This window comes from Nocardia araoensis NBRC 100135, from assembly GCF_000308435.1.
GTDB classification, from domain to species: Bacteria; Actinomycetota; Actinomycetes; order Mycobacteriales; family Mycobacteriaceae; genus Nocardia; species Nocardia araoensis.
In genome coordinates this window covers 1-25,759 of the sequence record NZ_BAFR01000115.1, presented here as the reverse complement: position 1 = coordinate 25,759, position 25,759 = coordinate 1, and the positions used below count along the sequence as shown (strand labels likewise).

Here is a 25,759-nt window from a genome sequence, read left to right as displayed (position 1 = left end):
TGGGCACGGCCGCAACGGTTGCCACCCCGCCGTCGAGCGCGGCGGCGACCGCGGGCACCACACTCGCCCAAGCACTCGTCGCCGCGGTCGAGGACGACCCCGACGCCCCCGCCCTCCTGTTCGGCGACGACGAACTGTCCTACCACGACCTGGAGACCCGTTCGTCGCGTTTGGCGCGGGTGCTCATCGCCCGCGGTTGCGGCCCGGGCGCGGGCGTGGCACTGCGCCTGGACCGCGGCGTCGAAGCCGTCGTCGCCACCTGGGCCGTCCTCAAAACCGGCGCCGCCGTCGTCCCCGCCGGCACCGCACCGCCCCAACACCTCGAGACCAAGATCGGCCTCACCCTCGGCGACCCCCACACCGCCACCCTCGACTGGCTCGCCCTCGACGACCCCGCCGTCACCGCCGAAATCGCCGCCGAATCACCACGCCCGGTCACCTACGCACACCGCACCCGCGCCCTACGCGGCAGCGACCCCGCATTCATCGGCGCACAGGCGCTCAGCTACGACGACCTCGCCACCGCCGCAGCGCAATTGCGCGACCGGGACGAACTCACCTACGAATCCGAGATCCCCTACCGCGGCGAACCGAGCTCCCCCGCCGTACTGATCGAACTGGTCGCCGCCGGGACCGTCGGCGCGGCCGTCGTCCTGGACGCCGACGAGGAGATGCTGACCGACGAATGTGTGGCCGGTTCATGATCGTCCCCCGTGCCGGAGCCGGACCGGAGGGTTCCGGCGGGGAGGCTTCAGCTGAAACGCACGACCGAGAGCGTGCCCGCGAGGATGCAGTACAGCGCGAACGGCAATAGCGTGCGGGTCTGGAAGTACCGCTCCAGGAACCGCACCGCCAGCCACGACGACACCCCGGACACGACGGCGCCGATCAGCACCTGTCCCCGGATGCCGTCGGTCTGCGGGCCGAGCAGTTCCGGTGTCTCCAACAGCCCCGCGCCGAGGATCGCCGGAGTGGCCAGCAGGAAGGCGAATTTGGCCGCGTGCTCGTGCGCCAGACCGCGCCACAAGCCGCCGACCATGGTCAGGCCCGCCCTGCTGAAGCCGGTCAGCAGCGCACCGGCCTGGGCGAAGCCGATGCCGAGTGCGTCGGCCGTCCCGAGGGCGGCCAGCGGACGGTCGGATTGCCGGCGAGTTTCCGCCTCGGCGGTGAGGGTGCCACTGCGGGCTTCCCGCCGAGCGAACCGCCGCCCGTATTCGGCCAGCGACGGCTCGTTGCGGCGGCGCAATCCCTCTCCGACGATCAGCACGACGCCGTTGAGCGCGAGGAAGATACCGGCGTAGAACGGCGTCCCGAACAGCGCGTGCAACGGATGTTCCAGCAGAAAGCCGAGCACGCCGACCGGAATGGTGGCGATGACGATCAACCACGCCAGCCGCTGCGGAATCGTGTCGAGGCGCCCGGTGCGCAGTGTGGTGAAGAATCCCGCCACGATGACGCACCAGTCGCGCCAGTAGTAGCCCAGCAGCGCCACCGCCGTCGCCACGTGCAGCGCCACCACGAACGCCAGATATGGTGTGCCGGACTCGCCCTCGCCGGTCAGCTTCTCCCAGTCGCCTCCGAGCCATGCCGCGACCAACACGGAATGCCCCAGGCTGGAAATCGGGAACAGTTCGGTGACACCTTGCACCGCCCCGATCACTGTCGCTTGAAAGTAAGTGAGCATCGCCCCGAGTCTCGCACGCGCACAACGCAACCGTGTGAGTGCCTCTGCTCGGCCAGGAGACGCTCGGTGACGACGACTGTGCTGTCATGGCGTCTGTCCTGTCGCAGCGGTACCGGAAACTCGGTGTCCGGCAGCCGAAGTCGCGGGCAGAGCCAGAGAACAGCAGTCCGGCGCCGACGGACGGTCGATCGGACCGGGTCAACCGTCCGTCGGCGCGGCCGATGCCGTTCAGGCGCTGGCGCCGGACGATTCGGCGACCAAGTCGAGAGCGATGTCGACGATCAGGTCCTCCTGCCCGCCGACCAGCCCGCGACGTCCCACCTCGAGCAGGATCGTGCGCACGTCGATGCCGTAGCGCCGGGAGGCGGTTTCGGCGTGCCGTAGGAAGGACGAGTAGACCCCGGCGTAGCCGAGCGTGAGCGTTTCGCGGTCCACGCGCACCGGGCGGTCCTGCAGTGGCCGCACCAGGTCGTCGGCGGCGTCCTGTAGCGCGAACAGATCGCAGTTGTGCTTCCAGCCGTGCAGGTCGGCGACGGCGACGAAAGGTTCGATCGGGCAGTTGCCCGCCCCGGCGCCGTGGCCGGCGAGCGAGGCGTCCACCCGGGTGACGCCTTCTTCGACCGCAACAACGGAATTCGCCACCGACAGCGAGAGGTTCTCGTGCGCGTGGATCCCGATCTCGGTACCGGGGTCGAGCACCGCGCGATAGGCGCGGACCCGGTCACGGACGCCGTTCATGGTCAACCGGCCACCGGAATCGGTGACGTAGACACAATGCGCCCCATACGATTCCATCAATTTCGCTTGTTCGGCCAGGCGAGCCGGTTCGGCCATGTGCGACATCATCAGGAATCCGGAGACGTCCATCCCGAGTTCCCGTGCGGTGGCGATGTGCTGGGCGGACACGTCGGCTTCGGTGCAGTGGGTCGCCACGCGCACCGATCGCACGCCCAGCCGGTAGGCGTGCTTCAGCTCTTCGATGGTGCCGATGCCGGGCAGCAGCAGCGTGGTCAGCCGGGCGTGCGCGAGATTGTCGGCGGCGGCTTCGATCCATTCCCAGTCGGTGTTGCTCCCCGGGCCGTAGTTCAAGCTGCCTCCGGCGAGACCGTCGCCGTGCGCGACCTCGATGCCGTCGACACCGGCCGCGTCGAGCGCCGCCACGATCCGGCCGACGTCGGCGGGCGTGATGCGGTGGCGCACCGCGTGCATGCCGTCGCGGAGGGTGACGTCCTGGATGAACAGTCGGGTGGTCATCGGAGCGCTTCCTGTCCCGCCGATGCCGCGGCGATCGTGTCGGCGATGGATTCGGCGTAGCGCAGGGCCGCGGAGGTCATGATGTCCAGATTTCCCGCGTAGGCCGGGAGGTAGTGGGCGGCGCCTTCGACCTCGAGGAACACCGTCACCTGATGGGTGGGCGCGGCCGCCGCGCCGGGGCCGAGCAGGGTGTGCACCGGCTGGTCTTCGGGGACGGCGGTGATCTGGACCTGCTGCTTGAGGCGATAGCCGGGCACGTAGGTGGCCACGTGCGCGATCATCTGCTCCACCGATTCGCGAATCGCCTGGTGGGTACCGGAATCCGGCGCGGTGACCAGGCACAGCACCGTATCGCGCATGATCAGCGGCGGATCCGCCGGATTGAGGATGATGATGGCTTTGCCGCGCCGCGCGCCGCCGACCGTTTCGATCGCGTGCGCGGTGGTCTCGGTGAACTCGTCGATATTCGCCCGCGTGCCGGGCCCCGCGGACTTCGAGGCGATGGACGCGACGATCTCGGCGTAGGCGACCGGCGTGACACGGGAGACGGCCGCGACGATCGGGATGGTGGCCTGCCCGCCACAGGTGACCATGTTGACGTTGGGCGCGTGGCGGTGCTCGTCCAGATTCACCGCCGGGACGACGAACGGGCCGAGCGCGGCAGGTGTCAGATCGATCATCCGTTTGCCGAGCGGTTCGAGCACCGCGGCGTGGGCGGCGTGGGCTTTGGCCGAAGTCGCGTCGAAGACGACATCGATCTCGTCGAAGTTCGGCAGTTCCAGCATGCCCTGGACGCCGTCGGACGTGGTGGGGACGCCGAGTCTGCGGGCGCGGGCGAGGCCGTCGGATTCCGGGTCGATGCCGACCATCGCGCCCATCTCCAGGACGGTCGAGTGCCGGATCACCTTGATCATCAGATCGGTGCCGATGTTGCCCGACCCGATCACCGCGACTTTGAGCTTGGCGGGGCTGTGGTTCATGGTTTCACTCCCGAATGAAGGTCGCGGTCACCGATCCCAGACCGGTGATGTCCGCGGTGACGGTTCCAGGGGCCTGGATCGGTACCATCGGCCCGAGCGCTCCGGAGAGCACTGTCTGCCCGGCGCGCAGTGGCCGGCCGAACTCGCGTGTGGTCCGCGCCAGCCAGGCCAGTGCGTGCAGCGGATCACCGAGGCAAGCCGCGCCGGATCCCGTCGACACCTCGACACCGTCGATCGCCATCCGCATTCGCGCTGAAACGGGCTCGAAGGAATCGAGGGAGCGGCGTTCGGTGCCGAGGACGTACAAACCGCTGGAAGCGTTGTCGGCGACGGTGTCGCCGAAGGTGATGTCCCACCCGGCGATGCGGCTGTCGACGATCTCGAGCGCGGCCAGGGCGTAATCGACCGCACCGCGGACCTGCTCGTCGTCGAGCCGTCCGTCCGCCAGGTCCTCACCCAGTACGAACGCGATCTCGGCTTCGACCTTCGGCTGCAGCAACCGGCTCAGCGGCACGGGCGTGTCCTGCCGGTAGTGCATGTCGTCGAACAGCACTCCGAAGTCCGGTTGATCGACACCGAGCTGCCGCTGCACCGCCGCAGAGGTCAGACCGATCTTGCGGCCGACCACCCGCGCGCCCGCCGCGATGCGCTCGGCGGTCAGCACCTCCTGCACCGCGTACGCGGCGGCCACGTCGTCGGAGCCGATCAGATCGCGTACCGGAGCGCACGGGGTGCCGGAGCGGGCAGCCGCGCTGAGCAGGTCGGCGGCGGCGATCGTCGCGGTGTCCGCGGCGCGTTGGTCAAGGTCTGGAGGTGTTGGCATCGGAAAGTCCCGGATCTCGTGAGGAGGAAACAGTGGTCTCACTGTCGCCGCAGGTGGGACGCCGCCGCCAGCATTGCGTTCCACTGAGCCGAACGCCGTCGCGGTAGAGTGGGCGGGCCCCGAAGGAGGTGGACGGTGTCATCCGCGTTCGCTGGTCGTGCGATAGACGGTTCGACCGTGCTGGGCAAGATCATGTCCGTGCTCGAGGCGTTCTCGATCGACGACACCGCCTTGAGCCTGGCCGAGCTGGCGCGGCGGACCGGCGTTCCGAAGGGCACCTTGCACCGGGTCCTCGCCGACATGGTGGCGGTCCGGCTGCTGGACCGGACCGACGCCGGGTATCGGCTCGGTGGATATCTGTTCGAACTCGGGATGCGCGCATCGGTCGAGCGGAGTCTGCTCGAGGTGGCCATTCCGTTCCTGGAGGAATTGAACGCGCGTATGCACGAGACCGTGCATCTGGGCGTGCTCGACGGCACAGATGTCGTCTACCTGACGAAGATCGGCGGACGCAGGCAGGCAAGCGCCCCGTCGCGGATCGGGGGCCGTATGCCGGTGCACTGCACGGCCATCGGCAAAGTGCTCCTCGCCAACGCCGACGCGGCGCTTCGGGACCAGGTGCTGGCCGGGCCGCTGCGCCGCTACACCCCGCGGACGATGGCCCTACCGGGCACGCTGCGCACCCAGCTCGATCGAATCGCGGCCGAAGGCGTGGCCTTCGAATTCGAGGAATCCGCGCCCGGCATCGTCTGCGTGGCCGCCCCGGTTCGCGAGTCGGACGAGGTGGTCGCGGCGATCAGCGTGGCGGGCCCGTCCCATCGGTTCCATCCCGAGACCCACGCGGCATCGGTCCGCGCGGCCGCCGATGGCATCGGAGCCACCCTGACCCGGCGGGCCCGGTTGTTGTCCGCGCCTCCCGCCTGAGAGAGGAAAACCCCGCCCGGCGCGAATGCCGGACGGGGTCTGTCGTCCCCCAACGAACGTCGTTGGGATCCTCCCCGCTACCTACTTGGCCGGTGCGACCGGCGGCTGGTTGATAGTGGCGAAGTACTGAATGGCGGCGCCAAGTGCCACCGGAGCGGTGACCAGGATCTGACCGGCGAGGGTGCCGAGCGCGCCGACGGCGACGATGCCGCCGAGGCAGCCGATGGCCGCCGCCGGGATGAACGCACCGAACAAGCCGACGATCGCGGCCGCCGCGACCGTCGCACCCGCGATGCCGCCCAGGATGCAGCCGACGGCGCCGCCGCCCAGGCCGCCGATCAGGGTGCCGAGCGTGGCGCCCATGGTGATGGTGCTGGTCATGCGGGACCAGGCGGCCTGCTCACGGTCGTAGTCGGTCTTCCAGGGCGCCTTGTCCTCGAACGGCAGGGCCACCGGCTTGTAGGTCGCGTGCGCCATGTCGAATTGCGGGGTCAGGGTGGCGGTGCGGTCGGCGATGTCGGCAGCGATCGGGAACTCGAAGTCGTCCACCCGGAAGGTCAGCGGCATGCCGGTGAGCACGGTGCCGTTGGCGGCCTTGACCTTGAACACCCCGTCCTCGACGACCATCGATCCGGCATCGGTCGTGATGATGGACTGGGTATCGGTGGCGTGGGCCGTGAAGCCGACCGCGTCATCCACTCCGGGCTGGGCGCCGGCCGAGCCGGAAGCGATCCCGACCGCGGCGGCGAGCCCCGCGGCCACCGTGACGATTTTCCTCATCTTGTTTCTTTCCTCTCGGCTCTCTCCTGGGTGTCGGCGCGCCGAGTGCGCCGGATGCCGGGCGCGGACAGCGCCGGGCAGGTCTGGTTGTCGATGATGTGCTGTACGCCCTCAGTGCGACCCACATCACTTCCGTCGGGGAAGTAGTCGAACGGTGCCCGAGCGCATCGTTCGAGGTCAAGCCGTTTGTTCCACTGAGCTGACCGCACGGGGACAAATATTCGCCGCACCTTCGCCGCTGGTTTGCTCAGCGAACCTCATTCGTTTTCCGAACCGCGCGGCTGCCCGATACTGACTCCTCGACGCCCCCGCTCGACTCCCACTCCCGCACATCGAGGTACGCATCTGATGCCCGAGCAAACCGGACAAACCACCGGATTCCTCCGACCAGCCGTGTCGGAGGGCATCGCGACGATCACGATCGACCGTCCGCCGGCCAATGCCTTCGATCCCGCCTTGATCGCGGACTTCCTCGCGGTGCTGCCGCCACTCGTGGACGACCCCCACGTGCGGTGCATCGTGCTGCGGGGTACCGGCAGGTTCTTCGTCGCGGGCGCCGACATCGCGGTCATGCGCGAGCTCACCGAGGCCACCCAACGCGCGATGCGTCCGTGGGTCGACGTCCAGCGATTGCTCGAGACCGCTGCGAAGCCCGTCCTCGCGGCCCTCAACGGGCATGCCCTCGGCGGCGGCGCCGAACTGGCGCTGGCCTGTGACATGCGAGTGATGGCGGAGTCCGCGACCATCGGTTTTCCCGAGATCTCCCTCGGCCTGTTCCCCGGCGCGGGCGGCAGCCAGCGCCTGCCCCGGCTCCTCGGCGCGCACCAGGCGAAACTGCTGATGATCGAGGGCACTCGGCTCGCCGCCTCGGACGCGTTGCGCCTCGGACTGGTGGACCGGGTGGTCCCCGACGCCGAATTCGACGGGTGCATCCGCGCGACCGCACGCGCTCTGGCGGACAAGCCCACCCGGACGATCGGTCTGCTCAAGCGGATCGTGCGCGAGGGCTCGGCGCTGCCGCTCGATCAGGCGCTGGACCTCGAATTCGCCGCCGTGCTGGAGCTGATCCGAATCGCCGACGCCGCCGAAGGCCTGCAGGCGTTCCTCGACAAACGCGCGCCCGTCTTCACCGGCCGCTGACACCCGAACCCGAAGGGACTCACATGTTCAGAAATCTCCGGCGTCGCGGGATAGCCACGGTGGTGGCGGTCGCGGCATTCGCGGTCGCCACCACGGCATGCACCCGGCCCGCCACACAGGCCGCGGGCGACGGGGGCGACCTGGTTCGCATCTCGGTGGGCGTCGACGCCTCCTACGCGCCGATCTTCCTGGCCGACAGCGAGGGACTGTTCGACGCGGCCGGCCTCCACGTGCAGGTCATCCAGACCGAGGGCGGTGCGGCGGGCGCGCAGAACGTCGTGGCAGGCACCTCGGAACTGTCCGGCAACGCCGACTCGACCGCGCTCACCGTCATGTCCGGTAACCCCGGACTGCGCGCGCTCGGGGTGTACGAGGACTCCGATCGGTACTTCCGAGTGGTACTGCGGGAGGGCGTCACGCCGAACTCGATCAAGACGATGGGTGTCTTCCCCGGGATCGGGTTGTACTTCACCGACCGATACCTGCGAAGTCTGGGGCTGGATCCGGCCTCGATCGGCCTCGTGACGACCAGTCCCCCCGAACAGCCCGCGTTGCTGGCGCGTGGCGATATCGACGGCTTCATCTCGTTCGACCCCTGGGTCGCCCGTGCGGTGGCCTCGGGCGGTCGCGTCGCGGGCACGACGGGTGACTTCGGCGCGAAATACTCACAATGGCTTCTCGCGTCGCAGAGCTGGCTGTCCACCCACGAGGAACTCGCCGGGCGGGTCTTCCGCGTGATCGCGCAGGCCGCCGACATCGTCGCGACGGATCCCGACCGGGCGGCGAAGGCGGTGGCGAGCGCCATCCGGATGGATCCGGCCGAAGCGCGCAATCAGGTGACCCAGATCGATTTCAAGGGACGGGATTTCACCTCCGGCGATTTCGAGCAGGCCCGGCAGCTGGTGGACTTCTTCCGCGCCCATGGCAAACTCGCAGGCCCGATTGAACCGGAAAAAGTGCTGCTCAGCGGCTGGTTCGGCGAGAAAGCACAGTAACGCGCACACCGTACGGAATGGAGCACCCGTGGCCGAATCCACTATTCGTGTCGTGGAACTGTCGAGCCCGTTCACGCGATTCGCCGGGCGGATACTCGTCGGTCTGGGATACGAGGTCATCCTGGTCGAGCCGCCGCAAGGCGATCGGACCCGCCGCGAACTCGACGGTTACGCCTTCGCCCACTGGCATGCGGGCAAGCGTTCGGTCGTGCTCGACCTGGGCACCGACGCCGATCGGGACGCTCTCGGGAATCTGCTCGCGGGAGCGGACATTCTTCTGGACGGCACCGACGTCCGTTCGGAATCGTTCGTTGCTGCGCACGATTCCCTTGTGCACGTGCGCGTCACACCATTCGGTACGACCGGGCCGCACAGCACGTGGGCCGCCACGAATCTCACGGTCGCCGCGATGGGCGGCATGCTGGCCCAGGTCGGTACGCCCGACGGTCCGCCGCTGTGCCTGCCCGAAGGGCAAGCCGAGCAGCTCGCCGGGGTCAACGCCGCGATCGGCGCTCTGCTCGGCCTGCGGGCCAGGCGCTTCGGCCCCGCGCCGTTCGTCGACATCTCGGCGCAGGAGTGCGTCGCGGCCGGCCTCGAGGCGGGAACCCTGGCATACCTGCACGAAGACCGCGTTCCCGGCCGGCCGGGCCGAGTGCATCCCCTGGTGCCACACGGATTGTTCACCGCCGCCGACGGATTCCTCGGCGGCGGGCTCGGCGGCAGTCCCCGGATGTGGGACGAGACGCTGCGGTGGCTGATCGAGGAAGGGGCGCAGGAGGACTTGGATCACCCGCGCTACCGCGATCCCGTCGAACGCAAGACCCACCAGGATCACCTTTTCGCGGTGCTCCAGCGCTTCCTGGCGAAATGGCCGAAGGAAGAGTTCGCCGTGCGCGCGCAGGAACGCAAGCTGCCGTGGGCGGCGGTGGACGGTCCCGCCGAACTGCTGGTCAATCCGCAGCTGAACGACCGCGATTTCTTCCTCGACGTGGTCGCCGGAGACGAGGTGACCCGTGACCTGGGATTCGGCTTCGCGTTCCCCGAGGGGCGGCGGATCCGCGAACTCGTCGTCCCCGGTCTCGGCGCCGACCGGTCGCTGACCGCCGAGACCCGCACGCCCCCAGCTGTCTCCGCGCCGGATCCGCGACCAGGGAGGCGCAGTCTCGAGGGGATCCGGGTGCTCGACCTGACCTGGGTTCTCGCCGGTCCCTATTGCACCAGGATCCTCGCCGATCACGGTGCCGAAGTCATCAAGGTCGAGTCGCTGGGACGCCCGGACCCGACCCGCTTCTCCCCCGCCATGCACCTGTCCCGCGGCCCGCACGACGATCCCGACACCAGCGGCTATTTCAACGACGTCAACCGCAACAAGCGCAGCATCACTCTCGACACCCGCACACCCGAGGGCCTGGAAGTGCTCGCCGACCTGATCGCCGAGAGCGATGTCGTGATCGAGAACTTCAGCTCGTCGGTGCTGAAGAAGATGGGGCTGGGCTACCAGCGGCTGCGCGAACTGCGGCCCGACATCGTGTACGTCTCGATGTCCGGCATGGGCCACACGGGGCCGCGCAGCGGCTGGGTGTCGTACGCGGACATCGTGTCCGCCAGCACCGGTCTGACGGCATTGACCGGTTGGCATGCCGACGACGTCGTCGGGGTGATCTACGGCCACGGCGACATCGTGGCGGGACTGCAGGCGGCGACCGCCACCCTGGCCGCCCTCGAACACCGTGACCGCACCGGTCGTGGCCAGCATGTGGACCTCTCCCAACTCGAGGCGATGGCCGCGCACATGGGCACCAGCGTGATCCAGTCGACCGGGACCGGCCGGTTGCCGCAACCGCGGGGCAATGCCGACGCCGAGTTCTCGCCGCACGGTGTGTTCCGCTGCCTCGGCGCCGATCGCTGGGTGGCGATCGCGGTGCGCGACGAGACCGACTGGGGTGCCCTGTGCGCGCTGATCGAACGCCCGGAATGGGCGGATGCCGCGGATCTTCGCACCGCTGAACAGCGAAGGGCGCGCGACCAGGAGATCGCGGCGGCGATCACGGCGTGGACCAGGCCACTGCCCGCCGAGGCGGTCACCGAGGCGCTGCAAGGCGCGGGCGTACCCGCGGGCACGGTGCAGGACGGCAGAGATCTCGTCGAGACGGACGCGCATCTGCGTGCGCGCGGCTTCTACGTGCGGCGTACACACCCCCGCGCGGGCGCCTTCCTGCACGAGGGCGTACCCATCCGGTTGGATCGCGCGGGCGGTGAAGTCCGCAGCGCCGCACCGCTTCTGGGCGCCGACACGGAATCGGTGCTCCGCGACATCCTGCGGTACCCGCCGGACCGGATCGCACAGCTGCGTGCGACATCGATCCTCGCCTGAACCGCTCACCCCGCACCCGAAGGAGACCCATGCGCGCCGCCCGGCTACACAGTTTCGGTGAGGCACCCGTCCTCGAAGACATCGACATCCCCGCACGGAGCGCGGGCCAGACGCTGGTCCGCATCGACGCGGCGGCGCTCGGTCACCTCGATCTGACCGTCGCGAGCGGCAAGTTCAACGTCAAGCCGCCGCTGCCGCACATCGGCGGCACCGACGGCGCCGCGACGGTCGTCGAATCGGACACGTTCGCTCCGGGAACCCGGGTGCTCGTGCGCGGCGGCGGCATCGGGCTGACCAAGAACGGGTGCTGGGCTGAGTATCTCGTCGCGGCCGACAAGGCGTTCACGCCGTTCGATTCCGATCTGCCGCCGGCGGTGGCCGCGACCTTCTTCCTGCCGAGTACCACCGGGTACGTCGCCGTGCACGATGTCGCCGAGGTCCGTGCCGGGGAACGCGTGCTGGTGTCCGGCGCGTCGGGGGCGGTCGGCTCGATGGCCGCCCAATTCGCCCGGCTCGCCGGTGCGAGCGAGGTGATCGGCGTCGTGCCCCGGCCGGACCAAGTCGAGTTGCTGCCCGCCGGTGTCCGACCGGTGGTCGGGCGCGGCGCCGAGCTGGCGAAGCAACTGGGCGACGAGCCGGTCGCCGAGGTACTGATCGATACGCTCGGAGGTGATTCCCTTCCCCCGCTGCTCGAGCGCGTCACATCGGGCGGGCGGGCCGCGCTCGTGGGATACACGCTGGGCACCGAACTGACCATCGATCTGCCCAACTGGCTGTTGAGCGACGTGCGGATCCTGCCGGTCAACATGATTCGCAAAGGCGCCCGGCAGGCCGAACTCGCCCCCGAACTGATCGGCAGGCTCATCGCGGGCGAGGTGCGCCTCGCGGTGCAGCAATTCCCGCTCGACCGGATCGCCGACGCCCTGCGGCTGATGCGCGAGGGCAAGGTGGCCGGACGCGCCGTCGTCGTGCCATGACCCTGGACGCGCGGAACGTTTCGCCGCGGCTTCCGGAGGCGATGACCATTCCGGCGCTGCTCGGCACCAGGGCCGAGGAATGCGGAGAACGCATCGCCCTGCGCGCGGGCCCGGTCGAGGTGAGTTATCGCGCGCTCGCATGCCGGGCGGCGGCCATGGCGACCTCACTGCACGCGCACGGAGTTCGAGCCGGTGACCGGGTCGCCGCGGTGCTGGACAACCGTATCGAGCTCGTCGATCTGCTGCTCGGTTGTGGCTGGCTGGGGGCCACGGCGGTGCCGCTGAACGTGGCGTTGCGCGGTGACGGTCTGCGCCACGCGCTCGTCGAGTCGGATGCGCGGTGGGTGCTCGTCGAGCCACGCTACGCCGGGCACGTCGATGCCACGCGATTCGCGGGCGAGCGCTGGCTCGTCGGCGCCGCCTCGGCCCCGCGAGCCGATCCGGCGGCGACCGAGCCGCCCCGCGATCCGGCGCCGGTCGCCGACCTCGATGTCGCCGCGGTGTTGTTCACCTCGGGCACCACCGGCATGCCGAAAGGGGTCCGCTGCCCGCACGCTCAATTCCTCTGGTGGGGTGAGGGAGTCGGGCGGTCCCTCGGTCTCGGCGCAGGCGACGTCTTGTACAACTGCCTGCCGATGTTCCACACCAACGCCATCGGCTCGCTGTTCCAGGCTCTGGTCTGGCGCGCCACATTCGTGCTCGGCGAACGATTCTCGGCAAGCGGCTATTGGGCGCGGGTCGAGGAGTCCGGCGCCACCGTGACCTATCTCCTCGGCGCCATGGTCGCCATGCTGATGAACCGGCCACCGTCTCCGGTCGAGCGCGCCCATCACGTCACCAGGGCGCTGTCGCCCGCTACTCCCCCGCACCTGTACGAGCCCTTCCGGCGGCGATTCGGCATCGAACTCGTCGACGGATTCGGCACCACCGAGACCAACCTCGTGCTCGGATCGCTACCGGGCCGGCGCCGGGACGGCTTCATCGGCACGGTGATGGACGGTTACGAGGCCGCCGTCGTCGACGAAGGCCGTCCGGTTCCGGATGGCAGCCCGGGTGAACTGGTGGTCCGCAGCCTGCGTCGCGGCGGATTCGCGGCGGGATATCTCGGTGACCCCATCCCGGCGGAGGGTTCCTGGCTGCGCACCGGAGATCGGGTGATCCGCGGATCCGACGGCTGGTTCCGATTCGTGGATCGCCTCAAGGACGTCATCCGCAGACGGGGCGAGAACATCTCGGCGACCGAGGTGGAGTCGGTGCTCGCGCAGCACCCGGGTGTCGCGCAGGTCGCGGTGTTCCCGGTGCCGTCCGCGCTCGCCGAGGACGAGGTCATGGCGGCGGTCGTGCCGCGGGACGGCGCCACGCTCGACCCCGCCGATCTGTTGCGCTTCGCCGAGCCGAACCTCGCCTACTTCGCGCTGCCCCGCTACGTCGACCTGGTTGCGGCGCTTCCGCTCACCGAGACGGGCAAGGTACAGAAGCAAGCGCTCTGTTCCCGCGGCGTCCGGCCCGACACCTGGGATGCGCAGCGGCAGGGCTTCCGGCCGACGCGGGAGCGCTGAGCGAGGTCATCGCCCGCAGCCGTTGAACGAACACATCGCGGCGCTGCACGAACTCTCGCGTCCTGCCGTCTCGCCCGGCGAGTGCGTGCACCGCATCGCTTGCAGCGTCCGGGTGATGCCCACGCCGGCGGTCCGCAGCGCGCCGGTGATGCGGCTGACGTTGAGCCGGGCGGTGGGCGCGGTGACCGACAATGCGCCCGCCAGCATCCGCGGGCCGCTGAACACCGGGACGGCGACGCTCATATAACCGAGCCTGGTCTCCTCGACCTCGACGGCCAGCTGCTCCTTGCGCATCCGCTCGAGTTGCGTACGCAGGACACCGACCGACATCGTGGTACGGCTGGTGAGTGCGGTGAACCCTTGCTCGACCACCTCGTCGAACACCGACTGGGGCGAGAACGCCAGGATCATCTTTCCGGTGGCCGTGCAGTACAGCGGCAGGCGGCCCGCGACGCGCGACTGCTGGTTGAGTCCGCGGTGCCCGATGATCTTCTCGATGTAGAGCACATCGATACCGTCGCGCACCGCGAAGTGCACCGTCTCCTGCGTGGCCAGCAGCAGATCTTCCATGTAGGGCAGCGCCGCGTCGCGGAGGATCCGCTGCCGGGGTACGAGCTGACCGAGTTCGAACAACCGTAGTCCCAGCCGGTATTTGGTCCCCGCTCGTTCGAGCAGGCCCCACTCCACCAGCTCTCCGGCCAGCCGGTGCACCGACGCTTTCGCCACGCCGCTGCGGCGGGCGAGTTCGGTCAGCGACAGATCGCTGCGTTCGCTGTCGAAAGCGTCGAGAATCAGGCGGGCCTTGCCCAGCACCGAGGACATGTCGGTGCCTGCCTGCCGGGCTGCCGCCGTGATGGGTACTACCGGTCCGAGTCCACCGGGTCCTCGTGTGGCTGTCGTCAAGGGGTGCCTCCTGGCGGGTCGGGCGAGCGAGAGATTGCCTGCCGTCCTGAGCAGCGGTGCGCTCGCCTGATGCCGCGACGCTACGGGACCGGTAGCGCGAGAGGCACGTCACACGGTCCGGTCAGTGGACCCGTTCCACGGTGTTTACCTTCGGCCGCGTGACCTCGGCGGATGCCAGGAAATCCCGCACCGCCGAGGCCACCGCCGAGGCCTCGCGTTCGATGAGCGCGACCGTACCGTTGTCGATCACGGCGCGGCGCACCGACCGCGCGGCGGTGAGCCGTGCGCTCAGGATGGGCAGGTTGGGCATCGAGAACGGATCCCGGCCGGCGCCGATCAGGAGCACCGGGGCGGTCACCGAACCGATGCGGTCCTCCATTCGGTAGCGGGCACAGGCCCGGTGCCCCTCGGCCGGATCGACGCCCGGTGCGAGCGCGTCCCGGATGAACCGATCGAGCAGATCCGCGACCGGCTCCGGATAGTACGGTCGGCGCAAGTCCCAGAGGGTCCGCAGATGCGTCCCGTCCTCGCTGCGCTGTGCGCGATCCACGCCCGCTCCTGCGGCACGATCGGCCCGATACCGCTCGTCCGTCCACGGACAGGACGACAGCAGCAGCGCGGCGACCCGCTCGCTGTCGGTGGCGGCCATCTCCAGTGCCACGGCCGCGCCGGTGTGATGCCCGAGGACGGCGGCGTGTTCGACGCCTAGTGCGTCCAGCAGCTCCCATGCCCCACGGGCGAACGATTCGATGGTCTGCGGCGCGGGCAGTTTCGCACTCGCGCCGAAACCCACCATGTCCATCGCGATCACCCGATGATCGACGGCGAGCAACGGGATCAATTCGCGGAATTCGTCCCAGGAGCGAGGCGTCTGGTGCAGTAGGAGCAGCACCGGACCGTCCCCCTGCTCGGCGTAGTGCAGTTGACCGAACGACGTGTCCGCGTAGGCGAATCGGAGTCGCGCGCTCATCGGTACGCCGCCACCATCGGCGTGTCGACGCCGATCACGTCGATCTTCGCCGCGCCCCCCGGATTGCCCACGGGTTCGGTGCGGGTCGGCAGGATGTCGAGGAAGAACCTCTTGTTGTCCTCCTTGAATTCCGGCGCGGCCTTGCGATCCACCGTGATCGCTTCCACCGGGCACGCCAGTTCGCACGCGCCGCAGTCGATGCATTCGTTCGGATTGATGTACAGCTTCCGGTCGCCCTCATAGATGCAGTCGACCGGGCATTCCTCCATGCACGAGCGATCGGTGTAGTCGATGCAGGCCTCGCCTATCACGAATGCCATTCGTTCAGCCCTCCTGTTCGGTGGAATGTCCGGGGAAGATCTCCGCGTCCGGATCGAGGACGGCCGCGGCGTTGTTCACCGCGGTGGCGGCCTCGCCGAAGCCGACCGCGATCAGTCGCACTTTCCCGGGGTAGTCGGTGATGTCGCCCGCGGCGTAGACGCGCGCGACGTTGGTCTCCATGCGGGTGTTCACGACGATGTGCCGGGAATCGATGTCCAGGCCCCATTCGGCCAGCGGGCCCAGGTCGGCGGTGAAACCCAGTGCCGCGATGACCGATTGCGCGGCGAGCGTGGTGGTCGACTTGTCGAGCTTGTGCGCGATGTCCACTTCGGCGATCCAGCCGTTGCCGCGAACCGCCGCGACGTCGGCGTTGACCAGCACCCGCACCGAGCTGTCGTACACCTTGGCCACCGTCGATCTGTGGGCCCGGAACTTGTCGCGCCGGTGCACCAAGGTGACGGAGTTGGCGATCGGCTCGAGGTGCACGGCCCAGTCGAACGCGCTGTCGCCGCCGCCGACGATCACCACGTCCTTTCCCTCGTGCGCCGAGAGGTCGGGGACGAAATAGCTCAGCCCCCGATCCAGGAAATCGAGGCCTTTCGTCAGCGGACGGGGTGTGAAGGTGCCGATGCCGCCGGTGATGACGACGGCACCCGCGGTGATGGTGCGGCCCTTGCTCGTCGTGACGAGAGCGTTGCCGGATGCGTCGTGGGTCAGGCTCACCGCCTGCTCGCTCATCAGGTAGATCGGATCGAACGGTGCGGCCTGCGCGAGCAGACCCTCGATGAGATCGCGGCCTTTGACCGCGGGGAATCCCGCGATGTCGAGGATGGCCTTCTCGGGATACATCGCGCTCACCTGCCCGCCGGGCTCGGCGAGCGCGTCGACCACGGCGACGCGCAGACCGCGGAAACCCGCGTAGTAGGCGCCGTACAGCCCCGCCGGGCCCGCGCCGACGATGAGGATATCGACGTCGAGCTCGGCGCCGGTCGATGGGAAGGACGATTCGTTCACGGCGTGAACGCTAATCAGGTTGCGGCTCTTCATGAATGAACTCGGTCCGGTCAGCAGACTCCGTCCCGCCCGCCGCGCGCACGAAACGGGCCCGGCGACCACCAAGGGTGGCTCGCCGGGCCCGCCGGGACGAAAAGACACGTCGCGTGTGCGCTCAGACGCCGAAGAGTTCCGGTTCTTCCGCCGCGATCTTCTGGATGATGGTCGAGTACGCGAACCATCCGACCTTCTCGGTGCCCACCGCCTCATAGGTCTGGGCCGCGATCTTGTCGTGCAGGGCGATCGGGTCTCCCGCCGCGCGCGCGGCGAGTTCGGCCTGCATCGACCGTTCCATGGACACGTACCACCACACCGCGCTCTCCACGGAGGTGCCCACGGTCAGGTGCCCGTGGTTGGTGAGGATCACCGCCTTGTTGGCGCCGAGTGCCTGCGCGATGCGCCTGCCTTCCTCCTCGTCCAGCGCGACGCCGTGATACTCCTCGTAGATCGAGTGGTCGTCGTAGAACGCGCAGGCATCCTGCGTGATCGGCGACAACAGCCGGTGCAACGAGGAGAACGCCTTGCCCTGCAACCCGTGGGCGTGCACGGCGCCGATCACGTCGGGTCTCGCCTCGTGCACTTTCGAGTGGATGACGAACGCGGCCCGGTTCAACGGGCCCCGGCCGGACAGGATCGTGCCGTCCGAGTCCACGTGCAACAGTTCGTCGGGCTGGACCTTCGAGAAATGCCTGCCGAAGGGAGCGGTCCAGAAGGTGTGGGGACGCTCCGGGTCGCGCGCCGTGATGTGCCCGGAAATGCCCTCGTCGAGCCCGAACCGGGACAGGATCCGATAGCCGCCGATCACCGCGATCTTGCGGCGCTGCCGTTCCGCGCCGAGGTCTTGCGATTCCGGCCGGTCCGGAATTCCGGCCAGCTCGGCGATCGTGGGTGTCTGTTCCATTGCGCCCCTGTCTATTTGACGCCGTACCGGGAGAGGAATTTCGCCGAGAGCAGCCGCAGGACGCGGTCGAAGACGAAACCCATGATGCCGAGCACGATGATGCCGACGAACGTCCAGTCGATCCGGCCGTAGTTGCGCGCCTGCCAGATCATCGACCCGATTCCCCGATCGGCGGCGACGATCTCGGCGGAGACGATGGTGAGGAAGCTGTTGCCCATCGCCAGCCTGGCCCCGGTGACGATGCCGGGCACGGCCGAGGGCAGCACGACGGTCTTCATCAGTTGCAGCCGGTTCGCGCCCAGGTTGGTCGCGGCCTGGAGTTTGTTCTCGCTGATCGCGACCGTGGCCGCGATGGTGCTCACCGTGACGATGAACACCGAGGTGTAGAAGATCAGGACGACCTTGGAGGTCTCTCCGATGCCGAACCACACCACCGCGAGCGTCACGAAAGCGATCGGCGGGATGAAGCGGAAGAACTCGATGTAGGGGTCCAGCAGCTGACGGACGATGTCGACCCGCCCCATGAGGATGCCGATCGGAGCGCCGATCACGACGCCGAGGCTCCAGCCGAGCAGGATTCGTTGCGCGGACGCCGAGATGGACGTCCAGAGCACGCCGCGCTGTGCGAGGTCCACCGCCGCCGTCCACACCTGGACCGGAGAAGCGATCGTCGTCGGTCCGTACCACCAGGCGAGGAAGGACCAGACGGCGAGGCCGAGCACCGCCGACGCCACCCACAGCAGCGCGGTGCGGGTCACCCGGCCTGCCGCCGCAACGGATTTCCGTTGCGTCCGTTTGATGTTCGCGCTTCCCGCGGGTACTGCCCGGCTCTGCACAATGGCGGTCACAGCTCGTCCTCTTCGATACCTTGGTTCCGCAACGACGTCACGACCTCGGCGCGGATGTCGTCGCGCAGTTGCTCGTACAGCCCGATCACGTCCGGATGGGTGCGGTCGCGCGGTCGCGGCGCGTCGACCTGGTAGATGCTCTTGATGCGCGCCTTCGGTCCGGCGGACATGACCACCACGCGATCGGCGAGGGTGAGCGCCTCGTCGATGTCGTGGGTGACGAAGACGACGGTGCAGCCGGTGTGCCGCCAGATCTTGTCCAACTCGATCTGCAGCACCTGCCTGGTCTGCGCGTCGAGGGCGCCGAACGGCTCGTCCATCAGGACCAGGGACGGCTGGTTGGCCAGTACCCGGGCGATCTGCACGCGCTGGCGCATACCGCCCGACAATTGGGACGGGAATTTGTCACCCGCGTGCGGAAGACCGACCATCGCGAGATGATCGGCCGCGATCCGCGCCTGTTCGGCCTTGCCCGCACCGTGCATCCGCGGTCCGTACGAGACGTTCTGGCTGACGGTCATCCATTCGAAGAGCGCCTCCGAACTCTGGAAGACCATCCCCGCGTGCGCGTTGCTTCCTTTCACCTGCGTTCCGTCACAGACGATTTCGCCCGCGGTAGGTGCGATGAAACCGGCCATCGACGACAACAAGGTCGACTTCCCGCAACCGCTGGGACCGAGAAGGCAGACGAACTCACCCTCCCGCACCCGCAGATCGATTCCCGAAACGATATCCGCGGCGCCGAAACTGATTCCGAGCCCTCGAATCTCTACGGGGACACCCTTGATCGCTGTCACACTCATTGCGCACTCTTCTCGTACCAGCCGACGAGCATCGCCGACTGCAGATCCGGCTGCTCGGTGAGCGCACCGAGCTTCTTGTAGAAATCGACGACCGACTGCGCCGACGCGATGTCCTCGGCGGTCAGATTCTCGACCCCGAAATCGATTTCCTCGATCGCGGTGATGGTCTGGTCCTCGGCGACATTCACCGCCGACTTCGTCGCCGCGGCGGCGGCAACGGGGTCCGATTCGACCAGCTGCGTGGCCTTGTCGAGAACCTGGGCGACCGTGCGGGCGGTGTCCTCGTGCGCGGCCAGCCAGGGCTGCGTGGTGATCGCCCAGTGGTGGTAGAGCCAGTTGTAGTCCCCGGTGCGGGCGACGACATGCCCGGTGCCCTGGCTCAGCGCCGCCGCAGGCCACGGCTCCCACAGCACGTACCCGTCGATGTCGCCACGTCCGAGCAACGCGGGCATGTCGGTCGGGGTCGCCGTGATCATCTTGACCGCGTCCGGCCGCACGCCGTGGGCTTGGAGATACTTCTCGGTCGAGATCTGGCTCAACCCGGGAACGATGCCCATCTTCTGCACGGCGGCGGGCGAATCGATGCCGTTGCGTAGCACGACTTTGAGGTATTCCCCGGAGGCCTCGTAGGAGTACATCGCCCGCAGCGACGGATTCTGGCGCAGCTGCGCGATCGTAGTGGTGTCGGAGCTCCCCGCGATCTGGACCTGACCGGTCGAGAGCGCGTCGACCGCCTCCCCACCGCGACCGAATTGCACCAGCTGCACCTCCAGGCCGGCCGCCTTGAACAGCCCCTTCTGGTCGGCGACGAAGAACGGCGCATAGGAGGCGTCGATGCCGACCGCGATCCGGATCGGCCCGCCCCCTGCCGAATCGGCGGTGCTCTGCGTTGCCGGGCGGCTGCACGCGCCGACCGACATCGTGACCAATACTGCCGCCGCCACGAGGGCAGTTCTACGGAGTTGAGATCGCCAGGCCATGTAACCGACACCTTCGTTCTGTGATCTGGGCCGCATTCGTGCGGTGGTGAAAAGCAACTTAGCCACGCTGATCAGGGCTGAGAATCATCTCGGTCCGCCGTACGGACCACGGTCGACGGCCTTACCTCCGCGCAACATACGACGGCGATACGAGGCCGCTTTCGGAAACATCTGCGCAACGCGCCGCCGCAATCGAATTATTTTCACAACGTCCAGCGCGGTCGGTCACCCGCGCAGACGCGCGCCACATTCTCCGCCGTCATCGCGTAAATCCTTCGCCGCGCCGTGTCGCTGCCTCCGGCGATGTGCGGGCTGAGAAGCACGCTGTCCAGGGTGCGCAGCGGACTGTCGGAGGCGAGCGGCTCGACAGTGAAGACGTCGAGCGCGGCCCCCGACACCGCCCCGGAACGCAGGGCGGCGACGAGCGCGGGCTCGTCCACGACCGGCCCACGCCCGACATTGACGACGAGCGCCCCGGCCGGCAGCATCGCCAGCTCTCGCGCGGAGATCAGTCCGCGGGTGCGTTCGGTCAGCGGGACGGCCACGACCAGCACGTCCGCGACCGTCAGCAGCTCGTCCATCGGCAAGAACCGTGCCGTCGCGGCACGGTGAGCGGCGCGCGCGGTGTAGGCGACCTCGCATCCGAACGCGGCGAACAGAGCGGCGCAGCGCCGACCGATCGCACCGAAACCGGCGATGCCGACCCGGAGTTCACCGAGGTCACGACAACCGCGTCCCAGGATCGCCGCTTGTGGCCAGCGTCCCGCCCGCACTTCGGCGTGCGCCCACAGCGTCGACCTGCTCAGGCTCGCCGCCGCGACCACCGCCCATTCCGCGACGGACGCCGCGTTGGCGCCCGGGGTGTTGGCCACCGGCACTCCCGCCGCGGCCCATGCCGCCACATCGATGAAGTTCACCCCGACCCCGGGTTGCTGGACCAGTCGCGCGCGGCGGGCCAGCCCCGCTTCGGTGGCGCCGAGGGGCAGCTCGCCACTCCAGTCGCCGACGACGATGTCGGCGTCCGGCAGCAGCCGGTGCAGCTCGTCGACGGTGCGGGACGTCGGGCGGACGAGCCGACCGGCCGCGCCGACCGCGTCCCGGATCCGCGCCCCGAGCGCGTCGTCCTCGTCCGCCGTCAGCAGCACGATTCGGTTCATCGGTCTGTTCCTCCTCGAACGCACGGCGGGCCGGGCACGCACCGAATGCGTGACCGGCCCGCGCCGTCCGTAGCCCGTCGGCTCAGGCCGACGCCTTCGCCTGCGCGGACGCCTCGGCCAGGAACTCCAGGCTCAGCGGGTTGTACGACGCGGCCTGCTCGTGCTGCGGCCAGTGTCCGCATTCGGGGTAGAGCTGCAGCCTGGCGCCGGGAATGTCTTCGGCCATCTTCTCGGCTTCCGGCACGTCGCCGAACGGATTCTCGTGACCCCAGACCACCAGGGTGGGCGCTTGGATGCGCGCGAGTCGCTCCGGCCGCAGCAGGTTCCGTTGCCGGATCTCCATCTCCTGCAGGGACAGCAGGTTGTGGATGTTCGCGACGAAATCGGGCTGGTGATAGATCCGGTGCCGGACCTCGACGAGTTCCTCCGTGGCGTCGGCCGGGTCGTGCATCAGCAGCCGCAACCGCGCCCGGGTCAGTTCGATGTCATCGCTGCGCACCGCTTTGGTGGTGGAGGTCTTGATGCGTTCCATGATCGTGGGATTCGCGACCGTGCCGCCCGCGGCGAGCAATTGCAGCGACAGCACCCGCTCGGGCAACTCGCTCGCGAGGTGTGCCGCGACCCAGCCACCGAGCGACTCGCCCACCAGATGCGCCCGCTCCAGGCCGACCGCATCGAGGTAGTCGACCAGGTGCGCCACGTAGCGCGGGATCTCGTAGGGGTAGTCCGGCTTGCCGGTGTAGCCGTGCCCGAGCATGTCGATGGCATGGCATTCGTAGTGCGCCGCGTGCGCCGCGATATTGCGGGCGAACGCCTCGAGATGGCCGCTGGTGCCGTGCAGGAACACCACCGCTTCGTCCCCGGCGCCTGCCCGCAGTGCGCGGGTGGGGACGCCGTTCGCGTCGACGGTCGCCAGACTGAAGTCGAGTCCGGCCAGTTCGTTCCAGATTGTCATGATCGTGTCCCTCGTGACGGTGAATCGGGGTGGGTGGGGTCGAGAATCGCGACGCCCATTCCGGTCAGCCACTCCGGAATGGCCTCGTAGGCAAGGCGTTCGGCCGGGATGTAGTCCAGGATCGCGGCCATCATGAGCCAGGTGCGCAGCTCTTGAGCGCCGTTCCCGGCCTCCTGCTCGACGTAGTTGGTGGTGTACTCGGCGAGTTCCGCCGCCTTGCCGCGCACGAACAGGTCGAGGAGGCGCTCGTCGAACTCGGGGGTGATGGCGGCCTCCGCGGCCCGGATGATCTCGCGGCGGCGCACGTCGTAGTCCGACCAGTTCTCCCGGCCGTCCAGCCACGCCCGGACCATGAAGTCCTCGTCCTCGCCGTGCGGGTCGCGCCAGTCCGGCCAGGGCAGCCGATGGGACAACCCGCCGGACGCGATGACGACGACCCGCTTGTCCTGCGGGAAACTCGCGATCGCCGCGCGTATCGCGGTGGCGAGGTCGGCGCAGCGCTGGAAGGTCGGCAGCGGTGGCGCGAAAACGTTGACCACGAGCGGCACGATGGGCACGTCGAGTCCGTCGAGCAGGTATTGGATCGCATGTGACTGCCCGTGATCGATCTGCAGCCGCGCCGAGTACGCCGGATCGAAACGCCCGCTCTCGATCACCTCGTTCGCCAGGTGGCGGGCGAACTCGACATCGACCGGCTGCGGACCCTTCGGCGTCCCGGATTCGCCACTGGCGAGGCATTCCCCCACGCCGAGGGTGAAGGGCGGGATGAGGTCCAACCAGAACCCGCGGAAATGGTTGGATCCGATGATCAGCGCGACGTCCGGCTCCGCCGCCGCGATCCGGTCGCGCGCCGCGTACAGCGCGTCCCGGAAGCGCTCGGCTTCCGCCTTGTGGGTGGTCTGTTCCCAGTGGGTGTTCATCAGGGTGCTGTGCGAGGCTCCGACACCCAGCACGATTGTCGCCATCAGGCAATCCCTACTTCCTCGAGCCCGCGTGTGACCGTGTCGACTGCGACACGGACGAGAAATTTGGTGAGCTTTTCCGCTTCCCGGAGGTCGACCGTGTTCATGCCCATCGCGAAGTCCATGTCGAAAGGAGCGTTCACGACCTTCGGCATGCCGACCCGCACGGTGGGGATCCCGCGCCCGCGCAGGATGTTCGCGTCGGTCGCGCCGCTCGCGTCGCGCAACTCCCGGTGCGCAGCGCCTTCCACCGCTTCCCATGCCTGGACGGCCTTGCGGCACAGCCACATTCCCGGATCCGACCCAGCGCCGGGAATCGCCAGGATCTGCTCCACATCGATCCGGACGCCCAGGTCGTCGGAGATGCGCCGCACCGCCTCGGCGAATTCGCGCTTGGCCGCGGTGGGCGTGGTGCGCGGGCTGAGCCGCAGGTCGATCATCATGCGGACGCTCGCCGGAGTGAACGACGCGGTGCGCTCCCATCCGCCCCGGATGTTCGCCACCATGCCCTGCGGCAGCACGAGCCCGTCGTCGTGGGCCTGCGAGTAGCGCGGGAACCATTCCTCGAGCCGGGTGGCGACCGCCCCGGCCAGCGCCACCGGGTTCCGGTACGGCAGCCGATGGCGCGAACCCACGTAGGTGTGGCTGCCGTGCACCGTGACCTCGAACCAGGCGAGCCCGACCTCTTCCCACGACACCGTCCACCCCGGCTTCGCGATCAGGGCGAAGTCCGCCCACACTCCTTGTTCGAGCAGGAAGGAACAGCCGACCCCCTGACCGGTGTTGCGCCGCGGATTGCCCACGCCGGGCCGCGCGTTGGTCGGCATCCCACCGGCGCCGAAGCCGAGCAGAAGGTCTCCGGTGAGCGGGATCCCGGCGGCGCGGATCGCCTCCCCTGCGGCCAGGACGCAGGCGGCGTGCCCCTTGGGATTGGAGGCGCCGAGCCCGATGACGTAATCCTCGACGGTCGTGGTCCGCGCGATCATGTCGGGACGCAGCGATTCGCCCGCCCAGGGCAGGTCCTCTTCCGGGTCCCCCGTGGTCACCGTGTCGATCGGGGCATACAGCAGCAGATCCGGTCCCGTCCCGTCGCCGCGCACCCGGCCCCACGAATTCGCCTGCCGGTCGTCGAGATACATGGTGTGCGACTCGATTCCCGCCGCCGCCATCGTCGCGGTGATGTGCCGCGCGAGCGGGGCTTCGTCGCCGGTAGGGCTGGGGATGTCGACGAGCCCGGTCAGCAGGTCGTGTAGCCGGTCGCGGTCCACCTGCGCGCAGGCCGCTTCGGTCCAGCGCCTGCGCAGCGCGTCCAAGCCCGCCAGCGCGGCCGCTTCCGCGACCGTCATCGACGGACCTGGTGTACCTGCGTGTTGCTGCGCCGCGCGACGAACCGCCAGGCGACGGGTGCGCCGGCGACGGCCGCTGCGCCCGCGGCGAACGCGATCAGTGTCTTCAGCATGGGATTCCTCTATTCGCTGGAGGGGACAGGCTGCGCGGCCTCGCCCGCCGCGGCGCCGTTGCGAGCGGCGGGCGTACGGCGCTCCCGCGCCTTGGTCACCGGCTGCTTGACGAATTCGATCGCCGCCGCGAGTTTTTCGGCGTACTCCTCTTCGGCGAGATTGCGCCACGCGGTGAGCGAGACGTCGGGCCGGTACAACTTCTCCGGCGGCGCGTCGGTGACCTCGACCATCCACGCGTCCTGCCCGGAGAACTGGCCGTGGAACAGCCAGCGGATCGCACCGAGGTACTTCGCGTAGAAGCCGAGTTTCCGTACGCCGGACACGAAATTCACCATCAAGCCGACATACAGGTGACGCTCGTCGTCGACCGGCACATAGAACTCGTAGTGGATGAAGTCGGGGTAGGCGATGCGCAGCACGCCGGGCATGGACAAGGAAGCGAATCCGGGGAAGTTCTGCGCCGCGATGACCGAGTTCACTTCCAGGCCCGCGCCGACATTGCCGATCTGCGACACCTTGGTCTCGTCCGGCTTCTTCTTCCACCACCGCTTGTTGGTCCACTTCCCCACGCCGGGGAAATCGGCCTCCCAGTACACCTCGTCCTGGACGCGGTAGATCCACCGGCCTTCGCGCACGATGCGGGTGATGTTCCAGGTCGGCATCGGCTTGAACAGCCGCCACAGCGCGGTGCGATGCAGATACTTCGCGTGCCCCTCGTCGAAGCCGTTCTCACACGCGAAACGCCAATTGCCCGCGCGGGGCTGGATGCGCCCGCCGACGATGCCCGCGTTCTCGACGAGCTCGCGCGGCAACTGCTCGTCCAGCGGCGGCGCGGGCTCGCGCGCGATCGGGATGTACACCCAGACCAGGCCCAGCCGCTCCTCCACCGCGTAGGTCTGCACCGAGAGTTTGCCGCAGATCTTGGAGTCCGGCCCGTCGGTGATGACCGCGACGAG

At 68.7% G+C, this 25,759-nt stretch carries 25 protein-coding genes; 7 read left to right on the top strand and 18 right to left on the bottom strand.

Going from position 1 to position 25,759, the window contains the following annotated elements; genetic code table 11:
* Nucleotides 1–704 (top strand): AMP-binding protein (locus ON21_RS15165; protein ID WP_039798569.1); only part of this gene is annotated, 704 nt, incomplete at its 5' end.
* Nucleotides 705–751: 47 nt separating this feature from the next.
* Here the strand turns inward: ON21_RS15165 and ON21_RS15160 are convergent.
* The 4 genes from ON21_RS15160 to ON21_RS15145 form a co-directional block, all read right to left on the bottom strand.
* Nucleotides 752–1,684, bottom strand: coding sequence for an undecaprenyl-diphosphate phosphatase (locus ON21_RS15160; RefSeq protein WP_039798568.1), 933 nt, complete (start codon nt 1,682–1,684; stop codon nt 752–754).
* 228 nt (nt 1,685–1,912) lie between these two features.
* Complete coding sequence (dmpG, locus tag ON21_RS15155) at nt 1,913–2,938, bottom strand: 4-hydroxy-2-oxovalerate aldolase (protein WP_039798566.1); 1,026 nt, start codon at nt 2,936–2,938, stop codon at nt 1,913–1,915.
* Entirely contained in the window at nt 2,935–3,918 is a 984-nt protein-coding gene (locus ON21_RS15150) for an acetaldehyde dehydrogenase (acetylating) (protein WP_039798564.1), read from the bottom strand. The genes dmpG and ON21_RS15150 overlap by 4 nt, the downstream gene beginning before the upstream one ends.
* Before the next feature lie 4 nt (nt 3,919–3,922).
* Nucleotides 3,923–4,741, bottom strand: coding sequence for a 2-keto-4-pentenoate hydratase (locus tag ON21_RS15145; protein ID WP_039798562.1), 819 nt, complete (start codon nt 4,739–4,741; stop codon nt 3,923–3,925).
* 192 nt (nt 4,742–4,933) lie between these two features.
* Between ON21_RS15145 and ON21_RS15140 the strand changes: the two genes are divergently transcribed.
* Nucleotides 4,934–5,665, top strand: coding sequence for an IclR family transcriptional regulator (locus ON21_RS15140; RefSeq protein ID WP_051020822.1), 732 nt, complete (start codon nt 4,934–4,936; stop codon nt 5,663–5,665).
* An 81-nt stretch (nt 5,666–5,746) separates the two neighbouring features.
* Here ON21_RS15140 and ON21_RS15135 read toward each other — a convergent pair whose 3' ends face one another.
* Nucleotides 5,747–6,445, bottom strand: a complete 699-nt coding sequence (locus ON21_RS15135) for a DUF8020 domain-containing protein (RefSeq protein ID WP_039798560.1) — start codon at nt 6,443–6,445, stop codon at nt 5,747–5,749.
* Between the two features lie 348 nt (nt 6,446–6,793).
* Here ON21_RS15135 and ON21_RS15130 point away from each other — a divergent pair, with 348 nt between their 5' ends.
* The 5 genes from ON21_RS15130 to ON21_RS15110 are packed head-to-tail and all read left to right on the top strand — an operon-like array spanning nt 6,794 to nt 13,490.
* Complete coding sequence (locus ON21_RS15130) at nt 6,794–7,585, top strand: enoyl-CoA hydratase/isomerase family protein (RefSeq protein ID WP_039798572.1); 792 nt, start codon at nt 6,794–6,796, stop codon at nt 7,583–7,585.
* 23 nt (nt 7,586–7,608) lie between these two features.
* Nucleotides 7,609–8,580, top strand: a complete 972-nt coding sequence (locus ON21_RS15125; RefSeq protein ID WP_039798559.1) for an ABC transporter substrate-binding protein — start codon at nt 7,609–7,611, stop codon at nt 8,578–8,580.
* Nucleotides 8,581–8,608: 28 nt separating this feature from the next.
* Nucleotides 8,609–10,954 carry a CaiB/BaiF CoA-transferase family protein gene (locus tag ON21_RS15120; protein ID WP_039798558.1) on the top strand — a complete coding sequence of 782 codons (2,346 nt, stop codon included), beginning with the start codon at nt 8,609–8,611 and terminating at the stop codon, nt 10,952–10,954.
* Nucleotides 10,955–10,983: 29 nt separating this feature from the next.
* Nucleotides 10,984–11,931, top strand: coding sequence for a quinone oxidoreductase family protein (locus tag ON21_RS15115; RefSeq protein WP_039798557.1), 948 nt, complete (start codon nt 10,984–10,986; stop codon nt 11,929–11,931).
* Nucleotides 11,928–13,490, top strand: a complete 1,563-nt coding sequence (locus ON21_RS15110; RefSeq protein ID WP_039798555.1) for a crotonobetainyl-CoA--carnitine CoA-transferase — start codon at nt 11,928–11,930, stop codon at nt 13,488–13,490. The genes ON21_RS15115 and ON21_RS15110 overlap by 4 nt, the downstream gene beginning before the upstream one ends.
* Nucleotides 13,491–13,496: 6 nt before the next feature.
* On the opposite strand, the gene ON21_RS15105 is transcribed toward ON21_RS15110, so the two are convergent.
* The 13 genes from ON21_RS15105 to ON21_RS15045 form a co-directional block, all read right to left on the bottom strand.
* Nucleotides 13,497–14,312 (bottom strand): IclR family transcriptional regulator, encoded by an 816-nt coding sequence (locus ON21_RS15105; RefSeq protein ID WP_083880634.1) that lies wholly within the window; start codon nt 14,310–14,312, stop codon nt 13,497–13,499.
* Between the two features lie 202 nt (nt 14,313–14,514).
* On the bottom strand, nt 14,515–15,363 hold the full coding sequence (locus tag ON21_RS15100) for an alpha/beta fold hydrolase (RefSeq protein WP_039798553.1): 849 nt from the start codon (nt 15,361–15,363) through the stop codon (nt 14,515–14,517).
* Complete coding sequence (gene fdxA / locus ON21_RS15095) at nt 15,360–15,683, bottom strand: ferredoxin (RefSeq protein WP_039798552.1); 324 nt, start codon at nt 15,681–15,683, stop codon at nt 15,360–15,362. The genes ON21_RS15100 and fdxA overlap by 4 nt, the downstream gene beginning before the upstream one ends.
* Before the next feature lie 4 nt (nt 15,684–15,687).
* Nucleotides 15,688–16,731, bottom strand: a complete 1,044-nt coding sequence (locus ON21_RS15090; RefSeq protein ID WP_086006425.1) for an NAD(P)/FAD-dependent oxidoreductase — start codon at nt 16,729–16,731, stop codon at nt 15,688–15,690.
* 121 nt (nt 16,732–16,852) lie between these two features.
* The gene (locus tag ON21_RS15085) at nt 16,853–17,638 is read right to left on the bottom strand and encodes a class II aldolase/adducin family protein (RefSeq protein ID WP_039798550.1); all 786 of its coding nucleotides are present in this window, start codon (nt 17,636–17,638) and stop codon (nt 16,853–16,855) included.
* 11 nt (nt 17,639–17,649) lie between these two features.
* Nucleotides 17,650–18,486, bottom strand: a complete 837-nt coding sequence (locus ON21_RS15080) for an ABC transporter permease (protein ID WP_039798549.1) — start codon at nt 18,484–18,486, stop codon at nt 17,650–17,652.
* Complete coding sequence (locus ON21_RS15075; protein WP_039798548.1) at nt 18,483–19,289, bottom strand: ABC transporter ATP-binding protein; 807 nt, start codon at nt 19,287–19,289, stop codon at nt 18,483–18,485. Before ON21_RS15075 ends, ON21_RS15080 begins: the two co-directional genes overlap by 4 nt.
* A complete protein-coding gene (locus tag ON21_RS15070; RefSeq protein ID WP_245562611.1) occupies nt 19,286–20,233 on the bottom strand; it encodes an ABC transporter substrate-binding protein in 948 nt (315 codons plus the stop codon). The genes ON21_RS15075 and ON21_RS15070 overlap by 4 nt, the downstream gene beginning before the upstream one ends.
* 239 nt (nt 20,234–20,472) lie before the next feature.
* Nucleotides 20,473–21,426, bottom strand: a complete 954-nt coding sequence (locus ON21_RS15065) for an NAD(P)-dependent oxidoreductase (RefSeq protein ID WP_039798546.1) — start codon at nt 21,424–21,426, stop codon at nt 20,473–20,475.
* 82 nt (nt 21,427–21,508) lie between these two features.
* Nucleotides 21,509–22,381 (bottom strand): alpha/beta fold hydrolase, encoded by an 873-nt coding sequence (locus ON21_RS15060; RefSeq protein WP_039798545.1) that lies wholly within the window; start codon nt 22,379–22,381, stop codon nt 21,509–21,511.
* A complete protein-coding gene (locus ON21_RS15055) occupies nt 22,378–23,346 on the bottom strand; it encodes a DODA-type extradiol aromatic ring-opening family dioxygenase (RefSeq protein ID WP_039798544.1) in 969 nt (322 codons plus the stop codon). Before ON21_RS15055 ends, ON21_RS15060 begins: the two co-directional genes overlap by 4 nt.
* Nucleotides 23,346–24,689, bottom strand: a complete 1,344-nt coding sequence (locus tag ON21_RS15050; protein ID WP_039798543.1) for a M20 family metallopeptidase — start codon at nt 24,687–24,689, stop codon at nt 23,346–23,348. Before ON21_RS15050 ends, ON21_RS15055 begins: the two co-directional genes overlap by 1 nt.
* 122 nt (nt 24,690–24,811) lie before the next feature.
* A partial coding sequence (locus ON21_RS15045; RefSeq protein WP_039798542.1) for an aromatic ring-hydroxylating oxygenase subunit alpha occupies nt 24,812–25,759 on the bottom strand: 948 nt, incomplete at its 5' end.